General features: G+C 75.3%; 19 protein-coding genes and 7 tRNA genes. 15 read left to right on the forward strand and 11 right to left on the reverse strand.

The genetic code is table 11. The features are described 5' to 3' along the window. Positions 1 to 101: 101 nt before the first annotated feature. From ACIF6L_RS27795 to cobA, 4 genes are all read left to right on the forward strand, one after another. On the forward strand, positions 102 to 785 hold the full coding sequence (locus ACIF6L_RS27795; RefSeq protein WP_359807297.1) for a GNAT family N-acetyltransferase: 684 nt from the start codon (positions 102 to 104) through the stop codon (positions 783 to 785). 218 nt (positions 786 to 1,003) lie between these two features. Beyond that, the gene (gene cbiE / locus ACIF6L_RS27800; protein WP_359807300.1) at positions 1,004 to 2,269 is read left to right on the forward strand and encodes a precorrin-6y C5,15-methyltransferase (decarboxylating) subunit CbiE; all 1,266 of its coding nucleotides are present in this window, start codon (positions 1,004 to 1,006) and stop codon (positions 2,267 to 2,269) included. Positions 2,270 to 2,765: 496 nt separating this feature from the next. Next, positions 2,766 to 6,587 carry a nicotinate-nucleotide--dimethylbenzimidazole phosphoribosyltransferase gene (gene cobT / locus ACIF6L_RS27805; protein ID WP_396489580.1) on the forward strand — a complete coding sequence of 1,274 codons (3,822 nt, stop codon included), beginning with the start codon at positions 2,766 to 2,768 and terminating at the stop codon, positions 6,585 to 6,587. Positions 6,588 to 6,694: 107 nt separating this feature from the next. Then, positions 6,695 to 7,972, forward strand: a complete 1,278-nt coding sequence (cobA, locus tag ACIF6L_RS27810) for a uroporphyrinogen-III C-methyltransferase (RefSeq protein ID WP_329486849.1) — start codon at positions 6,695 to 6,697, stop codon at positions 7,970 to 7,972. A gap of 122 nt (positions 7,973 to 8,094) precedes the next feature. On the opposite strand, the gene ACIF6L_RS27815 is transcribed toward cobA, so the two are convergent. Then, positions 8,095 to 10,698 (reverse strand): SpoIIE family protein phosphatase, encoded by a 2,604-nt coding sequence (locus tag ACIF6L_RS27815; RefSeq protein WP_396489583.1) that lies wholly within the window; start codon positions 10,696 to 10,698, stop codon positions 8,095 to 8,097. Positions 10,699 to 10,961: 263 nt separating this feature from the next. Here ACIF6L_RS27815 and ACIF6L_RS27820 point away from each other — a divergent pair, with 263 nt between their 5' ends. Continuing rightward, on the forward strand, positions 10,962 to 11,771 hold the full coding sequence (locus ACIF6L_RS27820) for a TrmH family RNA methyltransferase (protein ID WP_396489585.1): 810 nt from the start codon (positions 10,962 to 10,964) through the stop codon (positions 11,769 to 11,771). 349 nt (positions 11,772 to 12,120) lie between these two features. On the opposite strand, the gene ACIF6L_RS27825 is transcribed toward ACIF6L_RS27820, so the two are convergent. After that, positions 12,121 to 14,196 (reverse strand): protein kinase, encoded by a 2,076-nt coding sequence (locus ACIF6L_RS27825; protein ID WP_396489587.1) that lies wholly within the window; start codon positions 14,194 to 14,196, stop codon positions 12,121 to 12,123. A gap of 451 nt (positions 14,197 to 14,647) precedes the next feature. On the opposite strand from ACIF6L_RS27825, the gene ACIF6L_RS27830 reads away from it, so the two are divergent. Further along, positions 14,648 to 14,845 (forward strand): hypothetical protein, encoded by a 198-nt coding sequence (locus ACIF6L_RS27830; RefSeq protein ID WP_329486846.1) that lies wholly within the window; start codon positions 14,648 to 14,650, stop codon positions 14,843 to 14,845. Positions 14,846 to 15,170: 325 nt separating this feature from the next. On the opposite strand, the gene ACIF6L_RS27835 is transcribed toward ACIF6L_RS27830, so the two are convergent. The 5 genes from ACIF6L_RS27835 to ACIF6L_RS27855 all read right to left on the reverse strand — a co-directional run bounded on the left by ACIF6L_RS27835 (position 15,171) and on the right by ACIF6L_RS27855 (position 15,689). Next, a tRNA-Val gene (locus tag ACIF6L_RS27835) sits at positions 15,171 to 15,242 on the reverse strand. A 41-nt stretch (positions 15,243 to 15,283) separates the two neighbouring features. Continuing rightward, a tRNA-Val gene (locus ACIF6L_RS27840) sits at positions 15,284 to 15,355 on the reverse strand. 41 nt (positions 15,356 to 15,396) lie between these two features. Next, positions 15,397 to 15,468: transfer RNA gene (locus ACIF6L_RS27845), tRNA-Val, on the reverse strand. A gap of 34 nt (positions 15,469 to 15,502) precedes the next feature. Further along, positions 15,503 to 15,576 (reverse strand) — tRNA-Cys (locus ACIF6L_RS27850). Positions 15,577 to 15,616: 40 nt separating this feature from the next. Next, positions 15,617 to 15,689 (reverse strand) — tRNA-Gly (locus tag ACIF6L_RS27855). Between the two features lie 317 nt (positions 15,690 to 16,006). Here ACIF6L_RS27855 and ACIF6L_RS27860 point away from each other — a divergent pair. The 3 genes from ACIF6L_RS27860 to ACIF6L_RS27870 all read left to right on the forward strand — a co-directional run bounded on the left by ACIF6L_RS27860 (position 16,007) and on the right by ACIF6L_RS27870 (position 18,881). Then, positions 16,007 to 17,056 (forward strand): chorismate-binding protein, encoded by a 1,050-nt coding sequence (locus ACIF6L_RS27860; protein WP_396489589.1) that lies wholly within the window; start codon positions 16,007 to 16,009, stop codon positions 17,054 to 17,056. Between the two features lie 76 nt (positions 17,057 to 17,132). Next, the gene (locus ACIF6L_RS27865; protein WP_352293254.1) at positions 17,133 to 17,963 is read left to right on the forward strand and encodes an aminodeoxychorismate lyase; all 831 of its coding nucleotides are present in this window, start codon (positions 17,133 to 17,135) and stop codon (positions 17,961 to 17,963) included. Between the two features lie 78 nt (positions 17,964 to 18,041). After that, positions 18,042 to 18,881 (forward strand): GNAT family N-acetyltransferase, encoded by an 840-nt coding sequence (locus ACIF6L_RS27870; RefSeq protein ID WP_329486843.1) that lies wholly within the window; start codon positions 18,042 to 18,044, stop codon positions 18,879 to 18,881. A 7-nt stretch (positions 18,882 to 18,888) separates the two neighbouring features. Here the strand turns inward: ACIF6L_RS27870 and ACIF6L_RS27875 are convergent, their stop codons facing one another. After that, positions 18,889 to 19,389 carry a DsbA family protein gene (locus tag ACIF6L_RS27875; RefSeq protein WP_329486842.1) on the reverse strand — a complete coding sequence of 167 codons (501 nt, stop codon included), beginning with the start codon at positions 19,387 to 19,389 and terminating at the stop codon, positions 18,889 to 18,891. Positions 19,390 to 19,508: 119 nt separating this feature from the next. Here ACIF6L_RS27875 and ACIF6L_RS27880 point away from each other — a divergent pair, with 119 nt between their 5' ends. Beyond that, positions 19,509 to 20,000, forward strand: a complete 492-nt coding sequence (locus ACIF6L_RS27880) for a hypothetical protein (RefSeq protein ID WP_396489591.1) — start codon at positions 19,509 to 19,511, stop codon at positions 19,998 to 20,000. 36 nt (positions 20,001 to 20,036) lie between these two features. Here ACIF6L_RS27880 and ACIF6L_RS27885 read toward each other — a convergent pair whose 3' ends face one another. Both ACIF6L_RS27885 and ACIF6L_RS27890 read right to left on the reverse strand, forming a co-directional pair. Further along, positions 20,037 to 20,606 carry a CGNR zinc finger domain-containing protein gene (locus ACIF6L_RS27885; RefSeq protein ID WP_352293258.1) on the reverse strand — a complete coding sequence of 190 codons (570 nt, stop codon included), beginning with the start codon at positions 20,604 to 20,606 and terminating at the stop codon, positions 20,037 to 20,039. Positions 20,607 to 21,011: 405 nt separating this feature from the next. Continuing rightward, on the reverse strand, positions 21,012 to 21,425 hold the full coding sequence (locus ACIF6L_RS27890) for an SsgA family sporulation/cell division regulator (protein WP_030056266.1): 414 nt from the start codon (positions 21,423 to 21,425) through the stop codon (positions 21,012 to 21,014). A gap of 194 nt (positions 21,426 to 21,619) precedes the next feature. On the opposite strand from ACIF6L_RS27890, the gene ACIF6L_RS27895 reads away from it, so the two are divergent. From ACIF6L_RS27895 to ACIF6L_RS27905, 3 genes are all read left to right on the forward strand, one after another. Then, positions 21,620 to 22,144 carry a TIGR02611 family protein gene (locus tag ACIF6L_RS27895; RefSeq protein WP_396489593.1) on the forward strand — a complete coding sequence of 175 codons (525 nt, stop codon included), beginning with the start codon at positions 21,620 to 21,622 and terminating at the stop codon, positions 22,142 to 22,144. Between the two features lie 111 nt (positions 22,145 to 22,255). Then, a tRNA-Val gene (locus ACIF6L_RS27900) sits at positions 22,256 to 22,327 on the forward strand. A 209-nt stretch (positions 22,328 to 22,536) separates the two neighbouring features. Continuing rightward, positions 22,537 to 22,608 (forward strand) — tRNA-Val (locus ACIF6L_RS27905). 117 nt (positions 22,609 to 22,725) lie between these two features. Here ACIF6L_RS27905 and ACIF6L_RS27910 read toward each other — a convergent pair. After that, complete coding sequence (locus ACIF6L_RS27910; RefSeq protein WP_352293261.1) at positions 22,726 to 23,493, reverse strand: 3'-5' exonuclease; 768 nt, start codon at positions 23,491 to 23,493, stop codon at positions 22,726 to 22,728. 151 nt (positions 23,494 to 23,644) lie between these two features. Here ACIF6L_RS27910 and ACIF6L_RS27915 point away from each other — a divergent pair, with 151 nt between their 5' ends. Then, the gene (locus ACIF6L_RS27915; RefSeq protein ID WP_329486837.1) at positions 23,645 to 24,199 is read left to right on the forward strand and encodes a DUF4365 domain-containing protein; all 555 of its coding nucleotides are present in this window, start codon (positions 23,645 to 23,647) and stop codon (positions 24,197 to 24,199) included. Positions 24,200 to 24,230: 31 nt separating this feature from the next. After that, complete coding sequence (locus ACIF6L_RS27920; protein ID WP_396489595.1) at positions 24,231 to 25,403, forward strand: hypothetical protein; 1,173 nt, start codon at positions 24,231 to 24,233, stop codon at positions 25,401 to 25,403. Positions 25,404 to 25,407: the final 4 nt, after the last annotated feature.

A 25,407-nucleotide genomic window follows, 5' to 3' on the forward strand; every position in this document is an offset into this window, starting at 1 on the left:
AGACCGCGTTCTGACGTACCGTCGTGCGGTCCGCGCACCGCGCGACATCCGGGGTACCGGTGAGGCGTACGGTGTGTCCACGACCGGCGAGGAGAGACGGCATGGCAGCGAGCTTCCCCGAGACCGCCATCAGCACCGAGCGGCTGCTGCTGCGCCCCCTTGCGGAGAACGACGCCCCCGGCCTTGCCGCGATGACGGCCGACGAACTCGTCCTCGCCTGGACCGACCTCCCGTACCCCTTCACCGAGGCCTACGCCGCCGAACTCGCCCGCACCCTCGCCCCCGCCCACCGGGCGGCCGGCCGCGGCATCGTCTTCGCCGTCACCGAACACCTCACCCAGCGCCTGGTCGGCCTGGTCGAGCTGCGCAACACCGACTGGCGGCTGCGCTCCACCGAGATCGCCTACGTCACCGCCCCCTGGGCGCGCGGCGAGGGCTACGCGCCCGAGGCCGTCCTCGGCACCGCCCAGTGGCTCTTCGAGGACCGCGGTTTTCTGCGCCTGGAGATGCGCACCGCCGCCGGCAACACCGCCGCCCAGCAGGTCGCCCAGAAGGTCGGCGCCATCAGCGAGGGCGTGCTGCGCAGCGCCTGGATAGTGCGCGGCGAACCGGCCGAGTCCGTCGGAGCCGGTACGCACACCGCGGAGGTGCCGTCCGGCCACCGGAGCGCGGCCGAGAGCCGCAGCGACGTCATCCTGTGGAGCCTGCTCCCCGAGGACATGGAGAACCCGGCGGAGCCGGAGAGCGCCTGGCACGACGACCACCGCTACGTCCTGCGCGACTGACCCGCCGCCGTCCGGGCCCGGGCGGGCCGCACGGTGACCAGCCGGCGCACGGTGACCGGTGGGCCGCACGGTGACCGGCGGGGGAGCGGCGGCCGACGAACGGCGGACATGTGTGCGGAGAAGTCGGCGCCGAGGGGAACGCACCCGGTAGCCTCTCCCACGGCGCCGTAAGCGGGCGCGGCATGTCGGCGCACCGAGGCGAGGGAGAACGGCCGCAGATGGCTGACCGGATCACGGTCATCGGGTGGGACGGCACCCCGCTGACCGAGGCCGCCGGCGCGGCACTCGCCGCGGCCACCCTGGTGGCCGGCGCCCCCTACCAGCTCAACGCCCTCCCGGTGCCCCCGAGCGCGGAGCGGCTCGTGCTCGGCAACGTCGGGCTCGCGGCGCGCCGGATCGCCGAACACCGCGGCGCCGCCGTGGTGGTGGCCGAGGGCGACCCGGGCTTCTTCGGCGTCGTGCGCACCCTGCGCCGCCCCGAGTACGGCCTCGAACTCGAAGTCCTGCCCGCCGTCTCCTCGGTCGCCGTCGCCTTCGCCCGGGCCGGCATGCCCTGGGAGGACGCCCAGGTGGTCAGCGCCCACGGCGGACGGCTGCGCCGGGCCGCCAACATCTGCCGGGCCAACGCCAAGGTCGCGGTGCTCACCGCACCCGGCGCCGGACCGAGCGAACTCGCCCTGATGCTGCGCGGGGTGCACCGCACCTTCGTGGTCTGCGAGGCCCTCGGCACCCCCGAGGAGGACGTCACCGTCCTCACCTCCGACCGGGTCGCCGACCACATCTGGCGCGACCCCAACGTGGTGCTGGTCATCGGCGGCAACGGCGGCGGTCCGCAGGCGGGCGCGGTGGGCGAGGCGGCCGGCTGGCTGGCCGGCCGCCCGGTCGGCTACCCCGGCCCGGACCGCGGCTGGGCGCTCCCCGGCGACGCCTACACGGGCGCCGGGCGCGCGGAGGACGCGCCCGGCGCGCCGGAGGCGCTGCCCGCGCACGCGCGCGCCCTCGTACTGGCCCGTCTGGGTGTCCGTCCGGGGGACTTGGTCTGGTCGGTCGGCGCGGGCAGCGGCGCCCTCGCCGTGGAGGCCGCCCGGTTCGGCGCGGCCGTCGTCGCGGTCGAGGCCTCCCGCTCCGCCTGCGCCCGGCTGACGGTCAACGCCCGCCGCTTCGGTGTCGAGGTGGAGACCGTCCACGGCTCCGGCCCGGAGGTGCTCGGCGGCCTGCCGGAGCCCGACGCGGCCGTCGTCGAGGCCGGCGGCATCGCCGTGGTGCGCGCCGTCCTGGCCCGCCGGCCCGAGCGCTTCGCGGCGGTGGCCCGCACCCTCGCCGAGGCCGAGGAGATCCGCCGCGCCGTCACCGGGGCCGGCTACCGCGCCGACGGCGCGTTGCTCCAGTCCGCGCCGCTGCGCCCGGTCGGGACGGACGGCGGCCTGGGGCTGGCGGCGGGCGAGCCCGGCGTGCTCCTGCTCTGGGGTGAGCAGATCGTGTGAAGACCGGGTGCCGTCGCCCGGCCGCCCCGGTGGCGATTGCGGGGTCCGGCGGTGATCCAGGTCGCATCCGGACACCGATTCGAGAGGTGGCGGCGCCGGGCCGGTAGTGTGGCGTCCGGGACGGCTGCGGCGTCCGGGGGCCCGCCCGATCCGGTCGGTTTGTCGCCTTTTTGACGCGGTGCAACCCGGAACGGCTCGGAGTGTGGGCAATTCGACGGGCCGCGTGCCGGACCTGGAGAATGCCGTAGGGTCCGGTGCGGTCGTTGCCGGTTGCCCCGCCTTGTCGTTGTCTCAGATGGCGCGCCTCCCCACCCGGGTGGTGCGCGGGCCGGGGTGCCGCAGCGCGCCGGAAGGAATTCGGCCGCAGCGCCTCGGCGCGGCGGCCGCATGTGGTTGAGGGGCGGGTCCGGTTCCAGGGCCCGGCCCGTGCGGATGGGCGCTGCGGTCGGTGATCGCGTCGCCAAGGGCGCGGCAGCGGCCTGGAAGGAGCTTTGACATGACCGATGGCGGCCACGTTCCGAACGAGGGACTGCCGGAGCACCTGCTCGCCGGGCCCGACCCTCTCGGCGGCCCGGAGGGCGTCTCCACTGTCGCGCCGGGGCAGGGCGTCGCACCGGACGGCGGCCTGATCCCGAACCCGGCGGCGCCGGGGAACGGCCTGCCCGGAGCGGTGGGCCAGGGCATCGGCATGTTTCCCGCGCAGGGCCCCGGCGGTCAGCCGCAGCCGCTCGGCGTGCCCGGCTACGGCGTCCAGGCGCCCGGCGAGGGCTGGGGGGTCGACCAGGGCGCCCCGCGCCCCGCGTTCCACTTCCTGGACCAGCCGGACCAGCCGGACCCCCTCGACGACGAGGACGACGTCCTGCTGATGCCCGGTCCACAGGGTTCCTGGGGCGAGCCGCTGGCGGCCGGTCCCGGTGAGCAGAGCGCCGAGCAGCAGGCCGCTCCCGGTACGCCGGTCGAGCCGTCCTGGCCGCCGCTGGAGCCGCCGGTCCTCGGCGCGGCCGACCCGGCCGCCCAGCAGGTCCAGCCGGTGCCGCTCCAGGTCGCGGTGCCGCAGCAGGTCCAGCCGCCGCTCCAGGCGCAGGGCCAGGACCAGCTGACGGCGGCTCAGCAGCCCCGCCGCCCGCTGCACGCCGGGCCCCCGATCCCGGACCCCTCGCTGATGACCGGCCAGGTCCCGGTGCGCTCGCTCGCCGACCGCGGCCCGTCGCAGGGCGGCACGCCCGCGCACGGCATCCCGGTCTTCGCCGGGCAGCCGGAGCCGCAGGCCACCGCGCCCGTGCAGGCCCAGCCGGCGCAGCAGCCGGTGGCCCCGGTCCAGCCGCCGCAGGCCGTGCCGCCGGTCCAGGAGGCCCCGCAGGCCCCGCAGTACGCCGAACCGGCCGCGCAGCCGGTGGGCGCGGTGGAGGTGGCCGCTCCGGTCGCCGACGCCGGGCTGACCGCCGAGGCGCCCGTGGCGGCGCCCGTCGCCGACGCCGTCGTGGAGCCCGCGGCCGTCGTGGAGCAGGTGCCGGTGCAGGTGCCGGTCGCCGAGCAGACCGAAGCCCTGCCCGCCGAGGCCGTCGCTGCCGAGCCGGTCGTTGCCGAGCCGGTCGCCGTCGAGCAGGTCGCTGCCGTCGAGCCCGCTGTCGCCGAGCCCGTGGCCGCCGAGCCCGTGGCCGTCGAGGCGCAGGCGCCCGACGCCGCCCAGGCCGCGCCGCAGCAGCCGGCCGCCCAGGCCGGTCAGCCTCGCCGGATCTCCGCCTTCCTCGCCGCACCGACCCCGCACGGCCTCCCGCAGGTCGAGGGCACCGAGCCGGTCCAGGCCGTCGCGGAGGGCGAGGGCCGGCACGCCGTCCCCATAGCGGTCGCCGAGCAGGCCCAGGCGCCCGCCGCCGAGCCGGTGCCGGACACCGCCCCGGAGCAGCCCGCCGCCGAGCCGGTCGCCGTTGAGCAGCCCGTTGTCGAGCAGCCCGCGGCCGAGCCGGTGCCGGCCGCCCAGGAGCCGGACGCCGTCGAGCAGGCGCCGGTCGTCACCGAGGGCCAGGCCCCCGCCGAGGGCGGGAGCCCGGCCGAGGCCGCCGCCGGGACGGGCGTCGAGGCCGCCGCCGAGGAGTCCGCCGAGACCGCTGTCGGCACCGGCGAGATGCCGTCCGGCCAGGCCGTCGCCGTCGCCGTCGCGGAGCCCGAGCAGCCGCAGGAGGCCCCGGCGGAGGCCGAGGCCGCCGCCACGGCTCCGGGCCCGGAGGGGGCTGTCGCCGAGCCCGCGGTCGTGGTGGAGCCGGTGGAGCCCGAAGCGGCTCCCGAGGCCGCCGCGGAGGTCCCTGAGGCCCCAGAGGCTCCCGAGGCCCCTGCGGAGCAGCCGGCCGCCGAGACCGAGCCCGAGGCCGCCGGGGCCGACGCCGCCGCCCCCGACGCGGAGGCCGGAAGCGCCGAGGCCGCGGAGCCCGCCGAGGCGGCCGACCCCGCCGAAGCCGCCGAGCCCGAAGCCGCCGACCCCGGCACCGAGGAGCCCGTCACCGCCGACCCCGGCACCGAGGAGCCCGTCGCCGAGGAGCCCGCGGAGGAGCCCGCCGAGCCGCGTGGTCCGGCCGCCCCCGGCTACGACGACGCCGGCCGCGAGGCCGTCCACCAGGTGATCCGCGAGCGCCGCGACATCCGCAACGGCTTCCGCCCGGACCAGATTCCGCACGAGGTGCTGATCCGCGTCCTGGAGGCCGCCCACACCGCGCCCAGCGTCGGCTACTCCCAGCCCTGGGACTTCGTCGTGATCCGCTCGGCCAAGACCCGTCGCAAGATGCACGAACTGGCCGAGCGCCAGCGCGAGGCCTACGCCGACTCGCTCCCCAAGGGCCGGGCCAAGCAGTTCAAGGAAATCAAGATCGAGGCGATCCTCGAAACGCCCGTCAACATCGTGGTCACCGCCGACCGCACCCGCGGCGGCCGCCACACCCTCGGCCGGCACACCCAGCCCCAGATGGCCCCCTACTCGGCCGCCCTGGCCGTCGAGAACCTCTGGCTGGCCGCCCGCGCCGAAGGCCTCGGCGTCGGCTGGGTGAGCTTCTTCGACGAGGAGGAGATGGTCCGCGAGCTCGGCCTGCCGGAGCACCTGGAGGTCGTCGCCTACCTCTGCGTCGGCTACGTCGACGCCTTCCCGGACGAGCCGGAGCTCCAGCAGCAGGGCTGGGCCAAGAAGCGTCCGCTCTCCTGGGTCGTCCACGAGGAGCAGTACGGCAACCGCGCGCTGCCCGGCGAGGAGCCGCACAGCCTGCTCTCCGAGACCCTGCGCGGCATCCGCCCGCTCGACGCCAAGGCCCTCGGCGAGGCCTGGGACCGCCAGAAGCGGATGACCAAGCCGGCCGGCTCGCTCGGCATGCTGGAGATCATCTCCGCGCAGCTGTCCGGGCTGTCCCGCAAGTGCCCGCCGCCGATCCCGGAGCCCGCCTGCGTGGCGATCTTCGCGGGCGACCACGGTGTCCATGCCCAGGGCGTCAGCCCCTGGCCGCAGGAGGTCACCGCCCAGATGGTCGGCAACTTCCTGGCCGGCGGCGCGGTGATCAACGCCTTCGCCAAGCAGATCGGCACCGAGGTCTGCGTGGTCGACGTCGGCGTCGCCGCCGAGCTCCCCGACGCCATCCAGCAGGGCCGGACCACCGGCCTGCTGCCGCGCAAGGTCAGGCCCGGCACCGGGGACATGACCCAGGGCCCGGCGATGACCCGGGACGAGGCCCTCAAGGCCGTCGAGATCGGCATCGAGACCGCCCGCGACCTCGTCGCCGCCGGCAACAAGGCCCTGGTCACCGGTGACATGGGCATCGCCAACACCACCGCCTCCGCCGCCCTGATCTCGGTCTTCACCGGGCTGGACCCGGCCGAGGTCACCGGCCGCGGCACCGGCATCGACGACGCGACGCACGCCCGCAAGGTCGAGGTCGTCCGCGCCGCGCTCGCCCTGCACCAGCCGGACCCGGCCGACCCGATCGGCGTCCTCGCCGCCGTCGGCGGTCTGGAGCACGCGGCCATCGCCGGCTTCCTGCTCGGCGCCGCCTCGCTGCGCACCCCGGTCATCCTGGACGGCGTCATCGCCGGCTCGGCCGCTCTGGCCGCCAAGGCGATCGCGCCCGAGGTGCTCGCCGCCTGCATCGCCGGTCACCGCTCGGCGGAGCCCGGCCACCAGGCCGCGCTGGCCAAGCTCGGCCTGCGTCCGCTGATCGACCTCGACCTGCGGCTCGGCGAGGGCACCGGCGCCCTGCTGGCCCTGCCGCTGGTGCAGAGTGCGGCCCGGGCGATGCACGATGTAGCCACGTTCGACTCCGCCGGGGTCACCGAGAAGGCCTGACGACCGTCCGCACCGCTCCGTGAACCGGCCCGAGGGCGCGCCGGCGCGCGGAGCGGTGCCGCGCCGTACCCCCACCGCACCCTCACGTTGATTCAGGAGCCCTGCCCATGACCGCGCCCAACCCGCACCCCGGCACCGAGGGCCGGACCCCGTACCCGGTGGGCCTGCTGCTCGCCGGCCGCCGCGTCGTCGTGGTCGGCGGCGGCCACGTGGCCCAGCGCCGGCTCCCCGCGCTGATCGCCACCGGCGCGGACCTGCACCTGATATCGCCGACCACCACGCCCGCCGTCCAGGCGATGGCCGACGCCGGCGAGTTCACCTGGCACGAGCGCCGCTACCGGGACGGCGACCTGGCCGACAGCTGGTACGCGCTGGTCGCCACCGACGACCCGGCGGTCAACGCCGCGGTCAGCGCCGAGGCGGAGCGCGAGCGGGTGTTCTGCGCCCGCAGCGACGACGCGGCCGCCGCCACTGCCTGGACCCCGGCCAGCGGCCGCGACGCGGGTGCCACCGTCGCCGTCCTCACCGGCGACCCGAGGCACTCCGCCGCCCTGCGCGACGCCATCGTGGACGGCCTGCGGGACGGCTCGCTGGCCGCCCGCCAGTACCGCTCGCACGGGGTCGGGGGCGCCGCCGGGCGGCCGGGCACGGGGAGCGTCGCCCTGGTCGGCGGCGGTCCTGGTGACCCGGACCTGATCACCGTGCGCGGGCGCCGGCTGCTCGCCGACGCCGACGTGGTGGTCGCGGACCGGCTCGCCCCGCGCGAGCTGCTCGCCGAGCTGCCCGAGCACGTCGAGGTGATCGACGCGTCCAAGATCCCGTACGGCCGGTTCATGGCCCAGGAGGCGATCAACCGGACGCTCATCGAGCACGCCAAGGCCGGCAAGTTCGTCGTCCGGCTCAAGGGCGGCGACCCGTACGTGTTCGGGCGCGGCGGCGAGGAGCTGCTGGCCTGCGCGGAGGCCGGGCTGCCGGTCACCGTGGTGCCGGGCATCTCCAGCTCGATCAGCGTGCCGGCCTCGGCCGGCGTGCCGGTGACCCACCGCGGGATGACGCACGAGTTCACCGTGATCTCGGGGCACGTCGGCCCGGCCGACGAGCGCTCGCTGACCAACTGGGAGGCCGTCGCGCGGATGACCGGCACCCTGGTGCTGCTGATGGCCGTCGACAAGATCGGCGCGATCGCCGACAAGCTGATCGAGTGCGGCCGCCCGGCCGACACCCCGGTGGCGGTCGTCCAGGAGGGCACCACCTCGGCCCAGCGCCGGGTCGACGCCACCCTCGCCACGGTCGCGGCCACCGTCGAGGCGGAGCGGATCAAGCCCCCCGCCGTGATCGTCATCGGTGACGTGGTCAACGTGCTGGCCCCCGCCGTGCACGCCTGACCAACCCCGCACGCCTGACCAACCCGTGCGCGTCTGATCAACCCTGCGCGCTTGATCGACCGAGGAGTGGGAAGTCGGCCCGGCCGACTTCCCACTCCGCACCGCGACCCGCGCGCCCGGCCTCACTCCAACGGCTGCTCGGTCCAGATCACCTTGCCGCCGGCCGTGTAGCGGGTGCCCCAGCGGTCCGCGAACTGCGCGACCAGGAAGAGCCCGCGCCCGCCCTCGTCCGTGGTGGCCGCGTACTTCAGGTGCGGCGACGTACTGCTGGCGTCGGACACCTCGCAGATCAGCGCCCGGTCGCGGAGCAGCCGGACCCGGATCGGCCCGCGCCCGTACCGGATCGCGTTGGTCACCAGCTCGCTCAGGATCAGCTCGGTGACGAACGCCGCCTCGTCCAGCCCCCACTGCGCCAGCCGCTCCGCCACCGCCGCCCGCACCTCGCCGACCGCGGCCGGGTCGGACGGCACCTCCCACTCCGCCACCTGGTCGGACGCCAGCGCCCGGGTCTGCGCCACCAGCAGCGCGATGTCGTCCTGCGGCCGGGCCGGCAGCATCGCGCCCAGCACGTCCGCGCAGGTCTGCTCGGGAGTGCGCGGCGGCCCGGTGAGCGCGGCCCGCAGCATCTCCAGCCCCTCGTCGATGTCCCGGTCGCGGTCCTCCACCAGTCCGTCGGTGTAGAGCACCAGCCGGCTGCCCTCGGCCACCTCCAGCTCGGCGGTCGTGAACGGCAGCGCCCCCAGCCCCAGCGGCGGCCCGGTCGGCAGCTCCGGGAACTCCACCCGGCCGTCCGGACCGACCAGCGCCGGCGGCGGGTGCCCCGCGCTGGCCAGCGTGCAGCGCCGCGTCACCGGGTCGTAGATCGCGTACAGGCAGGTCGCGCCGGTGACCGCCGCCGCCCCGCCGGTCGCCGACTCCTCCTGGTCGATCCGGTTCACCAGCTCGTCCAGGTGCCCGAGCAACTCGTCCGGCGGCAGGTCCAGTGTCGAGAAGTTGTGGATCGCCGTCCGCAGCCGGCCCATCGTCGCCGCCGCGTGCAGGCCGTGCCCCACCACGTCCCCGACCACCAGCGCGACCCGCGCGCCCGGCAGCGGGATCAGGTCGAACCAGTCGCCGCCCACCCCCGCCTGCGCCGGCAGGTACCGGTGCGCCACGTCCAGCGCGTTCTGCGCGGGCAGGTTGCGCGGCAGCAGGCTGTGCTGCAGCGTCACCGCCATCGCGTGCTCGCGGGTGTACCGGCGCGCGTTGTCGATGCAGACCGCGGCGTGCGAGACCAGCTCCTCGGCCAGCGCCAGGTCCTCCTCGTCGAACGGCTCCGGCCGGTCCGCCCGCCAGAACCGCGCCACCCCCAGCAGCACCCCGCGCGCCCGCAGCGGCACCCGCACCAGCGAGTGCACCCCGTACTCCAGCGCCTGCGCCGAGCGCTCCGGGTCCTGCCCCCGCCAGGCCTCCGCCTCCGCCAGCCGCGGCTCCAGCCCGGCCTCCCCGGTGTCCAGCGCGCCCGCCAGCGGCGTCGACGGCACGACCGCCAGCACCGTGCCCACCGGATAGAACGGCGAGCCCTCCCGGACGCCCTTGAACGCCGCCCGCCGCATCTGTCCGAGCGGCTGGCCCTGCGGCGGCTCGTCGCCCTCCAGCACCTCCTCGGCCAGATCGACGCTGACGAAGTCCGCGAACCGTGGCACCGCCACCTGGGCCAGCTCCTCGGCCGTCCGCGTCACGTCGAGCGAGCTGCCCACCGACACCCCGGCGTCGTACAGCAGCCGCAGCCGCCGCTGGGCCACCTCGGCCCGCCCGGACAGCGCCAGCAGCTCGGTGGAGTCCCGCAGGGTGGCGACGCAGCCCGGCGGACCGCCGTCCCGGTCGGTCAGCCGGACGTTCACGGCCAGCAGCCGCTCACCGGCCAGCACCACCTCGTCGGTGACCGGCCGGTTGGCCGTCAGCAGCTCCTCGGGCGCGCGGTCCAGGCCCAGCTCCGTCACCAGCCGCCCCTCGGCGTCGGCGGGCAGGGCCAGCAGCCGGCGCGCCTCGTCGTTGCAGAGCAGCAGCCGCCCGTCGCCGGCCACGATCAGCACACCCTCGCGCACCGCGTGCAGCACCGCCGCGTGGTGCTCGTACATCCGCGTCATCTCGGACGGGCCCAGCCCGTGGGTCTGCCGCCGCAGCCGCCGGCTGACCAGCGCCGTCCCGCAGGTGGCCAGCCCCATAGCGACCGCCGCGGCGCCCAGCACCACGGGCAGCTGCCGCTCGCTCGCGCTGCTGATGTTGGCGATGGTGACCCCCGCCGAGACCATGCCGACCACGGAGTCGTCCGGTGCCCGGACCGGCACGACCGCCTGGACCAGAGGTCCGATCGTGCCGTTGACCTGCTCGGTCACCACCTGCCCGTGCAGCGCGGGCTCGTAGTCGCCGACGAACTTCTGACCGATCCGGGCCGGATTGGGGTGCGTGTAGCGGATGCCGTCGGTGTTGAGGACGACGATGAAGTCCACTCCCGCGTTGAGCGCAGCGGCCTGGGCCTTCGGCTGCAGGACCGCGGTGGGGTCGGGGGAGTGCAGCGCCTCGACGATGCCCGGTGAGTTGGCGAAGGTCTGGGCGACCGCCACCGACCGGTTGGTCGCCTCGTGCCGGGCGTCGTTGCGGGACTGCACCACCAGCGCCACCACTGCGGCGGCGACCAGCAGCAGCACCACGAGTACCTGCAGCGCGAAGACCTGCCCGGCCACCGACCGGCGCTGTACCGGTCTCGGCCGAGCGTCCTTCGGCTGCTGTTGCCGACCGTGTGGGCGCCCACCGGAGGAGCCGGCGGTACCAGCGGCACGGGACGACGTAGCGGAGCCGAAAGTGCCAGAGGCCGACGGAGCCCATGATCGGCCCGGAAAACGGGCCATACGTCATATTTGCACTCCACACACCTACAGGCCAAGGTCAAGCACATCCCGCCCTGGGCCGTTTGGCCTTCTCCACCCCGGCTTGGCAAGATCGCAGGGTGTCCGAACCCAGCACCATCACCGACCCCGCCGACCCGCGCCTGAGCGACTACACCGGCCTGACCGACGTCGAACTGCGGCGCCGCCGCGAACCCGCCGAGGGCCTGTTCATCGCCGAGGGCGAGAAAGTCATCCGCCGCGCGATGGCCGCCGGGTACCGGATGCGGTCGATGCTGCTGACGGCCAAGTGGCTGGACGTGATGGCGGACGTGATCGCCGACACCGACGCCCCCGTCCATGTGGTCGAACCGGGGCTGGCCGAGGCGGTCACCGGCTACCACGTCCACCGCGGCGCGCTCGCCTCGATGGAGCGCCGCCCGCTCCCGGACGCCGCCGAGCTGCTGGCCGGCGCCCGCCGGGTGGCCGTGCTGGAGGGCCTGGTCGACCACACCAACCTGGGCGCGATCTTCCGCAGCGCGGCCGCGCTCGGCATGGACGCCGTGCTGCTCTCGCCCGACTGCGCGGATCCGCTGTACCGGCGCGCGGTCAAGGTCTCCATGGGCGCCGTCTTCGCCGTCCCGTACGCACGCCTGGAGCCCTGGCCGGCCGCGCTGGACGCCGTGCGCGCCGCCGGTTTCGAGCTGCTCGCCCTGACCCCTGCCGAGGGCTCCGTCGACCTGGCCGCCCTGGCCCCGCACCGACTGCCCAAGGCGGCCCTGATGCTCGGCGCGGAGGGCGACGGCCTCACCCGCCGGGCGCTGGCCGCCGCGGACCGCGCCGTCCGCATCCCGATGGCCCACGGCATCGACTCCCTCAACGTGGGCGCCGCCGCAGCCGTGGCCTTCTACGCCGTCACCGCCCCGGCCTGACCCGTCGCCCCCCCCGCTCCCGCACCCAGCCGAGGGACCCCGCAGGGCGACGGCCTCACCTGCCGGCCGCCGGCGGCTTCCTCACCGTGGCCCGCACCTTCGGCCCCTCGGCCTGATCCGCACCCCGCACCCCCGCCGCGCCCTCATCAGGGCGGAGCACGGCCTTGTCTCCCCGAGGGCCCACGCCATCCACACCCTGAGCCGCGGATCAGGAAGTCGGCCCGGCCGACTTCCTGCGCTCGGAGGTGGCCGAGGGTCGCCCCACCGGAGCTGTCGGTGAGCGCCTCAGCCAGCCGGGAGAGTGCGAAGTCGGCCCGGCCGACTTCCGGTGCGTCGGCTGCCCCGCCGGTCAGCCCGTGGGGGCCGTCGGCGGGGCCGGGGCGGCGGCGGGTGGCGGGGTGACGATCGTGGTGGGGGCGCCGGGCCAGGACTCCTCGATCGTGCCGTCCGACCGCACCGAGTAGCGGGTGGAGGCCACCGCGCCGGTCTGGTTGGCCCGCTCCTCGCGGACCAGCGCGCCGTTGTCGAGCCGCCAGGCGGCGGTCGCCTGCGGATCGGCGGCGGACGAGCGGGACGCCAGCGCGACCGGCGCGTCCCCGTTGAAGGCGAACAGCTGGACGAGGTCGGCCGGCACCGAGCCCTCCGCGCGGCGCAGCACCACCAGGGCCGCGGCCGCGCCCTTGTATCGGGCCGGGAGGACGGCGCTGAGCGCGACCTGGGGCCCCGCCCCAGCCACCGAGCGGCCGTCCCGCAGCGCGATCGCCGGGCCGCCCGCCGGGTCGGGGTAGCTGCGGTTGGGCCAGTCCACCGCCGGCCCGGCGCCCTGCGGCGGCGTCAGCGCGCCGTCACCCGCCACGCTGCCGTGGGCCGCCGCCGCCAGCGGTGTCGCGGACTGTGCCGCGCCGTCCGCCGAGAGCCCGGACCCCTGCGTGGCGGCGCCCGACTGCCCGGCGGGCCCGTTGGGTCCGGCGCTGACCGTGGCCCCGGCGCCGCGGACCGGACCGAGGCTCTGGTTGTCCCGGTTCTCGCACCCCTGCGCCGCCGCGATCGCCAGTGCCACACCGATCGTCACGGTGACGAAGACCACCAGCCGCTGCCGCAGCAACCGCCGGCGGGCGGTGGCCGGGCGGCCGCCGGGGACGGGCGTGTGCTGCCGGTCGCGGGCCTGCCCGCGCGGCCGGTCCGGCCGTTGGTCCCGCTCGCGGGGGCCCGCCGCGGCGCCGGGCGTGCCGGTGCGCCCCGGCGGCGGGGTCTGCTGGCGTTCGCGCAGCGGCCGGGTGGTGTGGGCCTCGGGGCGCGGCATCGGCGCGGTGGCGGCCTGCCCCGGCCGGCCCTGCGGCCGGCGCTGGGCGACGCCGGGGTGGGCACCCGGGTGGGCGCCGTGCTGTGCGACGGGCTGCTGGCCGCCCGGCCGGCTCACCGTCCCGGCGCGGGCACGCGGGGCGCCCGCCGGGTCGGGTCCGCGCCCCGGCGCGGGGACGCCGCGTGCGGGGGCGCCCGCCGAGCCCGGTCCGGCGGCCGAGCCGGGCCCGGGAGCGCTCGGCCGGGCGCCCGCCCCGGCGCGGCCGACGGGCCCGCGGCCGGGCCGCTCCGGCGCCGGGCCGTCGCCCGTGCCGCGCGCCGCGAGTTCGCTCAGCCTTTCGTGCAGGGCGGCCGCCCCGGGCCGCTCGGCGGGCTCCTTCGCCAGGCAGGCCCGGATCAGCGGGGCCAGCTGCGGAGGGACGTCCGTCAGGTCGGGCTCCTCGTGGACGACCCGGTACAGCATCACTTCGGAGGAGGCGCCCGAGCCGAACGGGGTGTCCCCGGTGAGCGCGTACGCGAGCGTCGCCCCGAACGCGAAGACGTCCGTCGCGGGTGTCACGGCGGCGCCGCGGACCTGCTCGGGGGCGAGGAAGCCGGGGGAGCCCACCGCCGTGCCGACGTGCGTGAGCGTGCTGGCGCCGCGGGACCAGGCGATCCCGAAGTCGATGATCCGCGGCCCGCGGGGCGAGAGCAGGATGTTGGACGGCTTGAGGTCCCGGTGGACGACCCCGGCCTCGTGCACCTTGACCAGGCCGTCGGCCAGGGCGGCGCCGATTCTGGCGGCCTCCGGCCAGCTCAGCGGGCCGCCGTCGCCGACCCGCTTGTAGAGCGAGGGCCCGGGGACGTACGCGGTGGCCAGCCAGGGCCGGTCGGTCTCGATGTCGGAGCCGACCACCCGCGCCGTGCAGCCGCCCCGGATCCTGGACGCGGCGGCGATCTCCCGGGCGAAGCGGGTGCGGAACTCCAGGTCCTCGGCCAGCTCGGCGCGGATCAGCTTGAGCGCGACCCGCTGCCCGCGCCGGTCCGAGCCGAGGTAGACGACGCCCATGCCGCCGGCTCCGAGGCGCCGGTGCAGCCGGTACGGCCCGACGATGCGGGGGTCCTCACGCCTCAGCCGCATCATCGCCATCATCGTTCCCCGTCAGCCTGTGGATGAGGCCCCGTCGGTTGGGGCATCGTCAGTTCCTGTCGGGCACAGCTTACGGACTGCCTGCTGCGGTGTGCTGATACGCAACACCTGAACCCTCCGTGCGATTGTCCGATCTTGCACTGACAGTCGCGCGCGGGGTGGCGGGAGCGCTTCTCGGGGTCGGCTCTCAGGGTTCCCCCGGGGGTCCGGTGGAGGGACTCTCCCCCTTCGGTAGTACTCCTCAAGTCGGAGCGTCATCCTCGGGGATGCCCGGAGAACAGTACGACGGCATGACGTCCGACCACCCCCTCGGGCCATAGCGTTGTCCTCAGCGGTGGACGGGGAGCTCGTCCCCCGAGGTAAGCCGTCCACCGCGTCCACTTAGACCCGTCGGTCGGCACGAGCAGCGCACGACCAGAGCGGCGCAGGAATCAGGAGTGAGGGCATGGCATCGCAGCTCACGGGGTCACCCCGCCGCCGTCGGCCGGCCTTCACCCAGCGCCAGGCCGCGGAGCCGACCAGGCACCCGGCGGTGGCGCTGGCGATCGCCCTGCCCTGCGCCGTGCTGCTGGTCATCCTCTTCGGGGGCTGGGAGCAGATGGCGAACCAGGCGCAGGCCGTCGCCGAACTGATCACCCACTGACCGATCGACCCGTGATCCCGGCCGGCGCACCAGCCCGGCCGGCCACTGAACGGGCACTGATCCCCTGGGGACGGGGAGCCAGTGCCGCCGGGGAAGGCCGCGCACCGCGTTGACCCGCGGACGGGCGGGAGTGGTGCGCAGAGCACCCCGGCAGGCGGAGATGCCGTGTACGGACGTCGGTGAGGGCGTCCGTACACGGCTCTTCTTCGTTTCCCGGGCCCCAAGGCCCGCTGCGGAACGGCAGTCACGCCGACCGCGCCAGCGGTCCCGGAAACGCAGAAGGCCGGGGCCGTGATCCATGGATCACGGCCCCGGCCGGTTACTGTGCGCGATACTGGGATTGAACCAGTGACCCCTACCGTGTCAAGGTAGTGCTCTCCCGCTGAGCTAATCGCGCCTGGTGTGGCGGTCCTGCAGCAGACCCCGAAGGGCCCGACGTGCGCGATACTGGGATTGAACCAGTGACCCCTACCGTGTCAAGGTAGTGCTCTCCCGCTGAGCTAATCGCGCCTGGTGTGGCGGTCCTGCAGCAGACCCCGAAGGATCCGACGTGCGCGATACTGGGATTGAACCAGTGACCCCTACCGTGTCAAGGTAGTGCTCTCCCGCTGAGCTAATCGCGCGGGGAGGTCGCCCGGTCCAACCGGTCGTACCTCTTGGAGGTGGAGACGGGATTTGAACCCGTGTAGACGGCTTTGCAGGCCGTTGCCTCGCCTCTCGGCCACTCCACCAGGCAACACTCGAAGAACGATCTTACACTGTTCTCCATCGAGCGGACGACGAGATTCGAACTCGCGACCCTCACCTTGGCAAGGTGATGCTCTACCAACTGAGCCACGTCCGCCTGTCTCCCGGGGGCCTCACCGCTTTTGTGCGGCTGCGCTCCCTGGCGACGTGTTGAACTCTAGCGGATTCCCGGGCCAGCTAAAAATCCGTTCCCGCAGCGTGCCGCGGGGGTGCCCCCGGGGTGCCGCCCCGTCAGCCGTTCCGGGTGGCCACCGCCCCCACCTGCGGCGCACCCGACGGTCAGCCGCCGGCCACCCGGCGCACACCCGCGCGACGCCCGCACCTGCTCACGCCCCCTGCGGCGGCCCGACCCCCGCCCGCGCCCCCGACCTACACTTCAGGCACCGCAGCCCCACCAGCCCGCGCAGGAGAACCGTGTCCGGCCAGCCCGTCCCCCACAGCCCGCTCGCCCGCTTCGGCGGCCGCCTCGCCACCGGGCTGCGCGACGTCACCTCGGACCCGGCCGCCCTCGACTCCGCCGGCTTCTGGGCCGTCGTCCACGACTTCGAGGGCCGCCTCACCTGCGCCCGCTTCGACGATGTCCGCCCCGCCCCCGCGCCCCCGTCCGGCGCGGGCTGGCTCGGCCCGGCCGCCGACAGCTGGCACAGCTCCCTGGACCGCGCCGCCTACGAGGCCGGCGTCCGCCGCATCCGCGACCACATCGCGGCCGGCGAGGTCTACCAGGCCAACCTCTGCCGCGTCCTCTCCGCGCCGCTGCCGGACCGGGACCGCACCGACATCGACGCCCTCACCGGTCTGCTCGCACGCGGGAACCCCGCCCCCTACGCGGGCACCGTCCGGTTGCCCGGACACGGCGTCGAGATCGCGACCGCCTCGCCCGAGCTCTACCTGCGCCGCGACGGCCACACCGTCTCCTCCGGACCGATCAAGGGCACCGGCCGCACCGAGGCCGACCTGCTGGAGAAGGACCACGCCGAGAACGTGATGATCGTCGACCTGGTCCGCAACGACCTCGGCCGGGTGTGCGAGACCGGCACCGTCACCGTCCCCGACCTCTGCGTCGTCGAGAAGCACCCCGGCCTCGTCCACCTGGTCTCCACCGTCCAGGGCACCCTGCGCCCGGAGGCCGGCTGGCCCGAACTCCTCGGCGCGACCTTCCCGCCCGGCTCCGTCACCGGCGCCCCCAAGTCCAGCGCCCTGCGGATCATCGACGCCCTGGAGACCGCCCCGCGCGGCCCCTACTGCGGAGCCGTCGGCTGGGTCGACGCCGACCGCGGCGAGAGCGAACTCGCCGTCGGCATCCGCACGTTCTGGATCGACCGGACCGACCCCGGCGCACCCGTGCTGCGCTTCGGCACCGGCGCGGGCATCACCTGGGGCTCCGACCCGGCGCGCGAGTGGGCGGAAACCGAACTGAAGGCCGCCCGCCTGGTCGCGATAGCGTCGGGCACCGCAACCGACTGAAGCGGGACGCACGCCCCCGGGCCACCACCGACCCAGGCTCACCGCACCGCGCAACCGCCTTGAGGAGCAGCCCTCGATGCAGCACCCCACCAAGAGCTGGGTCAACGGGTCACTCGTCGACTCCGCCGACGCCGCCCTGTCCGTCCTCGACCACGGCCTCACCACCGGCGACGGCGTCTTCGAGACGATGAAGGCCGTCGACGGCCGGGCCTTCGCCGTCACCCGCCACCTCGACCGGCTCACCCGCTCCGCCCGCGGCCTCGGCCTGCCCGACCCCGACCACGACCTGGTCCGCGAAGCCTGCGCCCAGGTGCTGGCCGCCAACCCGATGCCCCTGGGCCGCCTGCGCCTCACCTACACCGGCGGCATCGCCCCGCTCGGCTCGGAGCGCGGCCAGGACGCCCCCACCCTGGTCGTCTCCCTCGGCACCGCCGCCCGCCGGCCCGACACCACCGCCGCCGCCACCGTCCCGTGGCGCCGCAACGAGCACAGCGCCGTCGCCGGCCTCAAGACCACCTCCTACGCCGAGAACGTCGTCGCGCTCGCTGCCGCCCACCGCGTCCAGGCCTCCGAAGCCCTGTTCGCCAACACCGCCGGGCAGCTCTGCGAGGGCACCGGCTCCAACGTCTTCGTCGTCCTCGGCGGCCGCCTGCTCACCCCCACCCTCGCCTCCGGCTGCCTGGCCGGCATCACCCGGCAGCTCGTCGTCGACTGGTGCGGCGCCGAGGAGACGGACCTGCCGCTGGACGTGCTGCGGGAGGCCGACGAGATCTTCCTGACCTCCACCCTGCGCGACGTCCAGGCCGTCACCCGGATCGACGACCGTGAACTCGCCGGACCGGGCCCCGTCACCACCAAGGCCCTGGCCGTCTTCACCGAGCGCAGCGGCGACGACCTCGACCCCTGAGCCCCACCACACCGGCCCCGGACTCCTCGCGGCCCCCCGGCGGATAGAACACCCGGGCGGCGGGGAAGGGACCACGACATGACCACCACGCTGCGCCCCGAGGGGCCGGAGTCACCCGCCGCCGGCGGCCGCACCAGACGCTGGCAGATCTGCGCCAACGGCCGCCCGGTCGGCGCGCTGCGCACCACCGCCATTCGCCGCGGCAATCAACTCTGGGGTGAGATATCGGAGTTGGAGGTGCACGAGGGGCGCGGCCGGGGGCGCGGCACCTTCGGTGCGCTCGCGGCCGAGGAGGTGCTCCGCGGCTGGGGCTGCACCCGGGTCGACGCCGACGTCCCCGAGGCGGCGCCGGCCGCCCGCGGCCTCGCCGTCGCCCTCGGCTACACCGAGCGGATGCGGAACATGGCCAAGCGGCTCGCCGCCCCGCCCGCGCTCCCGGCCGGCGTCGCCGCGCGCCGGATCGACGCCGAGGCCTTCCCCGGGTGGCTGGCCGACGCCAAGGAGGGCTACCTGTCCGACCTGGTCTCCTCCGGCCTCGGCGCCGAGCAGGCTCGCGCCAAGTCGGACGCCGACCACCAGTCCCTGCTGCCGCAGGGCGCCGACAGCCCCGGTGTGGCCCTGCGCCGGCTCTACGGGGACGCGCCGGACCCGCTGGGCTCGCTCTGGCTTGCCCTGCGGGTCCGGGACCTGCCCGACGGCGCCCCGCTCGCCTGGGTGATGGTCGTCGAGGTGGCCGAGGCCCACCGGGGCGCCGGCCACGGCCGCTCGCTGATGCTGCTCGCCGAACGCGAGTGCCTGGCCGCCGGCGTGAGGGACCTCGGGCTCAACGTGTTCACCGGGAACGCGGTCGCGATCCGGCTCTACGAGTCGCTCGGCTACCGGGTCACCAATCGGGTCTACGGCAAGCCGCTGACCTGACCTGGCGTCAGGACGCCTTCGCCGCCTCGATGACGGCGACGATCCGGTCCCGCAGGCCGTCCTGGCTCTGCCCGCCGTCCAGCCGCTTCCCGCCGATCACATACGTCGGGGTGCCCCGCACCCCGATCGCCTTCCCCTCGGCCTGGTCGGCGTCCACGATCAGCGTGTGCCGGCCGTCGACCAGCGCGGTGTCGACCTCCTCGGCATCCACTCCCACGGCACGGGCCACCTCCAGCAGCACCTCCTCGCCGCGAGCCGCCAGGTCGTCGACCCGCTCCAGCAGGGCCTCCACGTACGGCCACCCCAGGCCCTGGGCGAACGCCTCCTCGGCGGCCTGCGCCGCGGCGTACGCGTGCTTGTGCTTCTCCAGCGGGAAGTGGCGCAACTCGACGACGAGCGCGTCACCGTACTGCTCGCGCAGCGCCCGGACGTCGTCCAGGGCGGTGCGGCAGTCCGGGCACTGGAGCTCGCACCAGAACTCGAGACGGGGGAGGGAACCTTCGATCATGCCCCCAGTGTTCCACTAGTGGGCACCACGCCGTCCCGGCGGTGTGCCCGGGCGCCGGCCGGAAGCGACGGGAGGTCCGACCCGATGACGAGGACAACTGGACGTGACGGAGTGTCGCCGTGCTGACGGCGGCGGTCTCCTTCATTCTCACCGCCGCGGGCGTGGCCGTCGCGGGCCTGCGCGCCTACCGCCGGCGCTACCTCTCCGCGACCCGCTGGTTCGCCGTGGCGCTGCTGCCGGCCGGCCTCTATCTGACCGGCCTCTTCCCGGTGGCGCGCACGATCGGCAGCGAGCTCGCCGACTGGGCGACCAAGCTGGTGTTCGACCCCCGGGTCTGGACGGGCATCGCGCTGCTCGCGGTGTCGGCCGCCCTGCTGGTCACCACCCGCTGGGCGGGCCGCCGCCGCGCGGTGGACGCCACGGGCTCCGCGCCGGCCGCCGCCGGGCCCGCCCCGGGACGGGCCGCCGTCACCGGTGCACCGGCCGGCCGGCCCTCCGCCGCCCCGAAGGCCGCCGCTCCCAGGAGCACCGCGCCGAAGGCGGGCAAGCGGGACGACGGCCTCGGCGACTTCGCCGACATCGAGGAGATCCTGCGCCGCCGCGGCATCTGAACGCGGCGGTCACGGCGACCGGGGGCCGGTGAGCGCTCAGGCGGAGGGCACGGCCTCCGCCGAGCGCTGGCGCGCCCGGTAGGCGGCGACGTGCAGCCGGTTCCCGCAGGTCCGGCTGTCGCAGTAGCGCCGGGACCGGTTACGGGAGAGGTCGACGAAGACGCGGGCGCAGTCCGGCGCCTCGCAGCGGCGCAGCCGCTCGCGCTCGCCCGCCGTGAGGATGAACGCCAGCGCCATGCCCAGCTCGGCCGCCAGGTGGTCGTGCAGGGCGGCGTGCGGGGCGAAGTAGTGGATGTGCCAGCCGTGGTGGTCGTGGTTGGTGAGCCGGGGCGTGGTGCCGGCGGCCGCGACCAGCGCGTTGACCAGCTCGGCGGCCTCCGCCGTGGACTCGGTGCCGAACACCTCCCGCAGCCGGGTGCGCAGCTCCTGCACCTTGCGCAGGTCGTCCTCGGTCAGCGAGTCGATCTCGCTGATCTCCTGGCGGACCACGAAGGCGTCCAGCGCGGCCACGTCGGGCAGCAGCTCGCTGCCGCACACCTCGGGCGCCGTGTTGAGCAGCTCGACGAGGATGCTCAGCGCGCACTCGGTGTCATGGGTGATCAGCACGTGGGGGCTCCTCGCGCGGAGGGGGCCGTCGGCACCCCGCGTCTACGGTCAGTCTCAGACCTTACCGGGCCCCGCAGCGGCGGGCCGCCGCTTCGGTCGAAGGCGTGTACGGATTGCGACGGGGCGTGCGGGCGGTCGTGTCGCGGACCCGCAACGTCCGATCACCCGCCGCCGGGAAAGAGCGGCGCCCGGCAGCGAGGCCGGCCACCCGTACGGATGGCCGGCTCCAGTGCCGGGCGCCTGCGGTGCGGGGCCCGCCCCGGTGGGGGCGGGCCGTTTCACCGGCCCCGAGTCCGCGTCGTGCGCGGCTGAGTCGTGCTGCCGTGCCCCCGAGTAGGACGGCAGCGGTGACAGCAGGGGGTTACGGCCCCGCCGACGGCGGGGCGTGACCGCCTCCGGTCGGGGTCAGCTTTCGGCGAGGATGTGGGACAGCTCCCGGTCGAGGTCGAAGTGACGGTGTTCGGTGCCGGGCGGCACGGCGGCGTCCGTGCGCTTGAGAAACGACTCAAGCGCTCGGGCCGGGGCCTCCAGCAGGGCTTCTCCTTCCGGAGAGCTCAGCGCGATGCAGACCACCCCTTGCCCGTGACTGCGCGAGGGCCAGACCCGGACGTCGCCGGTGCCGGTGGGTCGATGCAGCCCCTCCGCAAGGAGATCTCGGGCGAACACCCACTCCACCGTCTCGTCGGCGCCGGTGTGGAACGTGGCGTGCACGGCATAGGGGTCGGCGGTGTCGTAGCGCAGGCCCGCGGGGACGGGCAGTGAGGACTCGCTGGACACGATGAGGCGCAGGTGCAGCTCGCAGCTGACCGTGGTGTTCATAAGCGCCATGGCCTTTCGCTCAGTGTGCGCTCGGGGAATCGCACGTCGGCGAACGGACCATCCCACCTCCGCGACCGATGTAAACCCCTCTGTCCCGATTCGGGGCCGAGTCGTACCCCTTACGGCGCATTGCGGAATCGGCACGGAGTGCCCGCCGGGGCATTACCGGGCCACTTCTCGGTTAGTTTCCTGGCATGACTGTGCGAAGCGACAAGGCGCGCGGGAACGCGGGCGGGAACATGAGAACGGGTGATGCGGTCGTGCCGGACGACTCGGGGGTACACACGCCGGACGGGGACGGCGACGGGGACGGGGCGGAGGACGCGGCGCGCGCCGACGGCGGCCGGCCGCTGGGCTCGCGCGCGCCGCACTTCATCCGGCGGTCCAGGCCGCTGCACCTGAGCTGGCAGGTGGCCGTCTTCCTGGTCGGCCTGGCGGTGGTGGTGGCCGGAGTGATCATGCTGCCGCTGCCCGGCCCCGGCTGGGTGGTCATCTTCCTGGGTATGGGCGTCTGGGCCACCGAGTTCGTCTGGGCCCAGCTGGCCCTGCGCTGGACCCGCCGCAAGGTGGCCGAGGCGGCGCAGAAGGCGATGGACCCGAGGGTCCGCCGCCGCAACATCACACTCACCGCGATCGGTCTGGCGGTGATCGCCGGGATCGGCGCCTGGTACCTCTGGAAGTACGGGCTCACCATGCCCTGGAAGATCGACCGGCACTGACCCGGCCGCGGCGACCGGTGGCGGCCCGTTCGGGTGACGGGCCGGGGCGGGGGCCCGGGGCGGGCGTGTTCGGAGCACCCCGGGGGATGCGGTAATGTTTTCCCTGCACCCGGGCGATTAGCTCAGCGGGAGAGCACTTCGTTCACACCGAAGGGGTCACTGGTTCGATCCCAGTATCGCCCACCGGAATGCATTGTGATATGTGAGGCCCAGTCGATTATCGGCTGGGCCTCACATGTATTTCCGCAATCCCGTGAACTGCCGCCGGAGAATCGGACTGAGGCGCAGTCACCTTCCGCGCGGAGCGCGAGTTCTGCCGATGCGCCGGCCGCCCGGCCTGGTGCGAGTTGTACGACACCCCCCGAATGGTGCTACTGTTCTTCTCGTTGCCCGGGCGATTAGCTCAGCGGGAGAGCACTTCGTTCACACCGAAGGGGTCACTGGTTCGATCCCAGTATCGCCCACCGGACAGCACGCAGGCCCCGATCGGATACCGATCGGGGCCTGTTGCGTTCGTGGACCGAGCGACCGAGCGACCGAGCGACCGATCCGGAGAGCGCCGGCCGTCGCATCCGGTCCGGCTACGCCGCGACCTCGCAGCTGTGCTCCGCCGACAGCCGCCGTCCGCACCCGCAGCGGGCCGGGCGCAACGGCCAGGAGAAGTCCACCCGCTCCGGCGTCCCCGAGCGGTCGAACCAGTTCTGCAGCCCCCGGGCCTGCGCGGCGTGCCAGACCGCCTGCCGCAGGTGCAGCTCGGCCGCCGACAGCCCGCCCAGTGCCGCCGGGTAGCGCGCGCCGATCGTCCGGACCAGCCCCAGGGCCGCCGTCGCGTCGGCCGCCGCGTCGTGCGCTCCGGTCAGCTCCACCCCGTAGTGCGCGCACAGGTCGGTCAGCGTGCGCCGGCCCTTGCGGTAGCGGTCCACGTGCTTGTCCAGCACCCGGGGATCGAGCACCAGCAGCCCGTCCGGGCCGAGGGCGTCCGCCAGCGCGGTGGCCCGGTGGCGGCGCAACTCCCGGTCCAGCAGCGTCAGATCGTACGGCGCGTTCATCACCACCACGGGGTGCCCCGCGCGGCTCTGCTCGGCGAGGGCGCGGGCGATCTCCGCCACCACCGTCTGCGCCGGGCGGCCGTGCGCGCGCACCCGCTCGTCGCCGATGCCGTGGATCGCCCGGGCGCCGTCGGGTATCGGCACGCCCGGATCGGCCAGCCAGGAAGTGGTCCGCGGTGCCGCGCCCGGGCTGAGTTGGACGACCAGGGCGGCCGAGACGATCCGGTCGGTCTCGACGTCCACGCCGGTGGTCTCGGTGTCGAAGGAGGCGAGCGGACCGGTGTACCAGTGCTGCTGCATGACTGCCCCTCAGGTACTGCGATTCCCGCCCGGGTGATACCCGCTCCTGACGCCCCTTCAACCGTTTGGCCCTGTCCGGGCCGGGCACCCTGCGATCAGACGACCCGTTCGAATCCGGACGGGCCCGCGGGCCGGGGGAGGCTACGGGGCGATGACGCTGACAGAGCCGCAGCCCGACGGGGCGGCGGCCGTCCTGCGGGGCGATCTGGCCGTGACGGCCTGCATGGAGACACTGCAGGTCGGCTATCTGCACGCGGTGGCGGCGGCGGCCGGCTGCTCGCTGTCCCAGCCCTTCCCCGACAACGGCATCGACTGGCAGGTCAGCCACGGCTCGCGCGCCCACGCGGTGGACGACGAGGTCACCGTCAAGATCCAGCTGAAGGCCACCGCACAGATCGCACCCGATCCGCGCGGACCCTTCTTCAGCTTCACCCTGGACAACGACCACCTTCGCAAGCTCGCGCGGGAGCGGGTCGCGGTGCCCCGGATCCTGGTTGTGATGCTGCTGCCGCGCCGGGTCGACCGCTGGCTCTCGGCCGGCCCGGACGCGCTGGAGCTGCGGCACTGCTGTTACTGGGTCAACCTGGCCGGACACCCGGTCACCGGGCAGCGGCGGACCAACGTCCGGGTGCCCACCGCGAAGGTGTTCGACGACCGGGCACTGTGCGACATCATGGCGCGGGTCGGCGCGGGCGGCAGCCCGTGACGGCCCCGCCCCGGCGGGGAGGAGCAGGACCATGACGCTGCCACACGGGCCGCAGGAGGCCTCCCGGGCGCTGCCCGACCCGGCGGCCGTCGACCCGGCGGTGCTCACCACGCTGCTCGCCCGGCACGGCTGGGTCCGGCGCGGCGGCCCCTCGGCCCGGTACGGCCGCTGGACGCCCCCGGGCGATTCCGACCCGGGCACCAGCCTGCTGGTCCCGGCCGGGGAGGGCTTCGACGACGCCGTCGAGCTGCTCGCCGACGCCGTCACCGCGCTGTCGCGCTCCCGCAGCCCGTCCGCCCGCTCGATCCTGCTCGCCCTGGCGGTGCCGGGGGACGAGCTGCAGTGGCGGCGCGAACTCCCCGGTCCGGCCGGCACCGCGCCCTGGGACGGCGCCGAGCGGCTCCAGCGGGCGGCCCGGGCGATGCTGGCGGCCGGCGCCAAGGCCGGGCGGACCAGGGCCGCCTACTTCGGCGCCCGGCTGGACACCTGGGCCGGGGACTTCCTGGAGCAGGTCCTGGTGGTCGGCGGCGGTCCGGCGGCGGACGGCGCCGCCGGACTCACCGCGTACACCCCGGCGCCCGAGGGGCGGGCGGTGGTCACCACCCTGGTCCGGGCCCTGGAGGCGCTGCGGGACGCCGTGGACTACCGGCGGGTCAGCGGCGGCCCGGAGGCCTTCGAGAACGCGGTGCAGGCGGGAGTCAGCCGGGAGCTGGTGCAGTCCGTCGAGGACCTGGTGCGCGGCGCCACGGCGGCCCAGCTGTCCGTCGCCTGGTCGGCCGCCGCCGGCCCGCCCGGCGGTTTCGGCGACCGGCGGATCGCCCTGGAGTTCTCGCCCGGGGACCTCCCCGCGCTGGAGGAGGCGGCCGCCCTGCTGGAGCGGATCGAACCGGCGGTCGCCGTCACCGTGGTCGGCCTGGTCGTCCGGCTCAAGCGCGCCGACCCCGCCGGACCGGGCACCGTCCGGCTGAAGGTGCTCGGCGGCGCGGAGGTCAGCGAGGTCCGGGTGCGGCTCGCCGACCCCGCCTACCGGGTGGCCGTCGAGGCCCACCTGGCCGGGGCTCCGGTGCGGGTCAGCGGCCGGTTGGAGCGCCGCGGCGGGTTCCGGCGGCTCACCCACCCGGGAGCGCTGGAGCCGTGCGGTCTGGAGGAGGCCGAGCGGGAGCGGCTGCTGAAGACCCTGGGAGAAGGGGGAGCGGGGGCGTAGGTGC

The organism is Kitasatospora sp. NPDC086009 (assembly GCF_044540385.1).
Lineage (GTDB): Bacteria > Actinomycetota > Actinomycetes > Streptomycetales > Streptomycetaceae > Kitasatospora.

What these genes read in the sequence shown, in the direction of transcription:
- ACIF6L_RS27795 (WP_359807297.1), top strand. Translation starts at nt 102, where the DNA reads ATGGCAGCGAGCTTCCCCGAGACCGCCATCAGCACCGAGCGGCTGCTG.
- cbiE (WP_359807300.1), top strand. Translation starts at nt 1,004, where the DNA reads ATGGCTGACCGGATCACGGTCATCGGGTGGGACGGCACCCCGCTGACC.
- cobT (WP_396489580.1), top strand. Translation starts at nt 2,766, where the DNA reads ATGACCGATGGCGGCCACGTTCCGAACGAGGGACTGCCGGAGCACCTG.
- cobA (WP_329486849.1), top strand. Translation starts at nt 6,695, where the DNA reads ATGACCGCGCCCAACCCGCACCCCGGCACCGAGGGCCGGACCCCGTAC.
- ACIF6L_RS27825 (WP_396489587.1), bottom strand. Translation starts at nt 14,196, where the DNA reads ATGATGCGGCTGAGGCGTGAGGACCCCCGCATCGTCGGGCCGTACCGG.
- ACIF6L_RS27830 (WP_329486846.1), top strand. Translation starts at nt 14,648, where the DNA reads ATGGCATCGCAGCTCACGGGGTCACCCCGCCGCCGTCGGCCGGCCTTC.
- ACIF6L_RS27865 (WP_352293254.1), top strand. Translation starts at nt 17,133, where the DNA reads ATGCAGCACCCCACCAAGAGCTGGGTCAACGGGTCACTCGTCGACTCC.
- ACIF6L_RS27870 (WP_329486843.1), top strand. Translation starts at nt 18,042, where the DNA reads ATGACCACCACGCTGCGCCCCGAGGGGCCGGAGTCACCCGCCGCCGGC.
- ACIF6L_RS27875 (WP_329486842.1), bottom strand. Translation starts at nt 19,389, where the DNA reads ATGATCGAAGGTTCCCTCCCCCGTCTCGAGTTCTGGTGCGAGCTCCAG.
- ACIF6L_RS27890 (WP_030056266.1), bottom strand. Translation starts at nt 21,425, where the DNA reads ATGAACACCACGGTCAGCTGCGAGCTGCACCTGCGCCTCATCGTGTCC.
- ACIF6L_RS27895 (WP_396489593.1), top strand. Translation starts at nt 21,620, where the DNA reads ATGACTGTGCGAAGCGACAAGGCGCGCGGGAACGCGGGCGGGAACATG.
- ACIF6L_RS27910 (WP_352293261.1), bottom strand. Translation starts at nt 23,493, where the DNA reads ATGCAGCAGCACTGGTACACCGGTCCGCTCGCCTCCTTCGACACCGAG.
- ACIF6L_RS27915 (WP_329486837.1), top strand. Translation starts at nt 23,645, where the DNA reads ATGACGCTGACAGAGCCGCAGCCCGACGGGGCGGCGGCCGTCCTGCGG.
- ACIF6L_RS27920 (WP_396489595.1), top strand. Translation starts at nt 24,231, where the DNA reads ATGACGCTGCCACACGGGCCGCAGGAGGCCTCCCGGGCGCTGCCCGAC.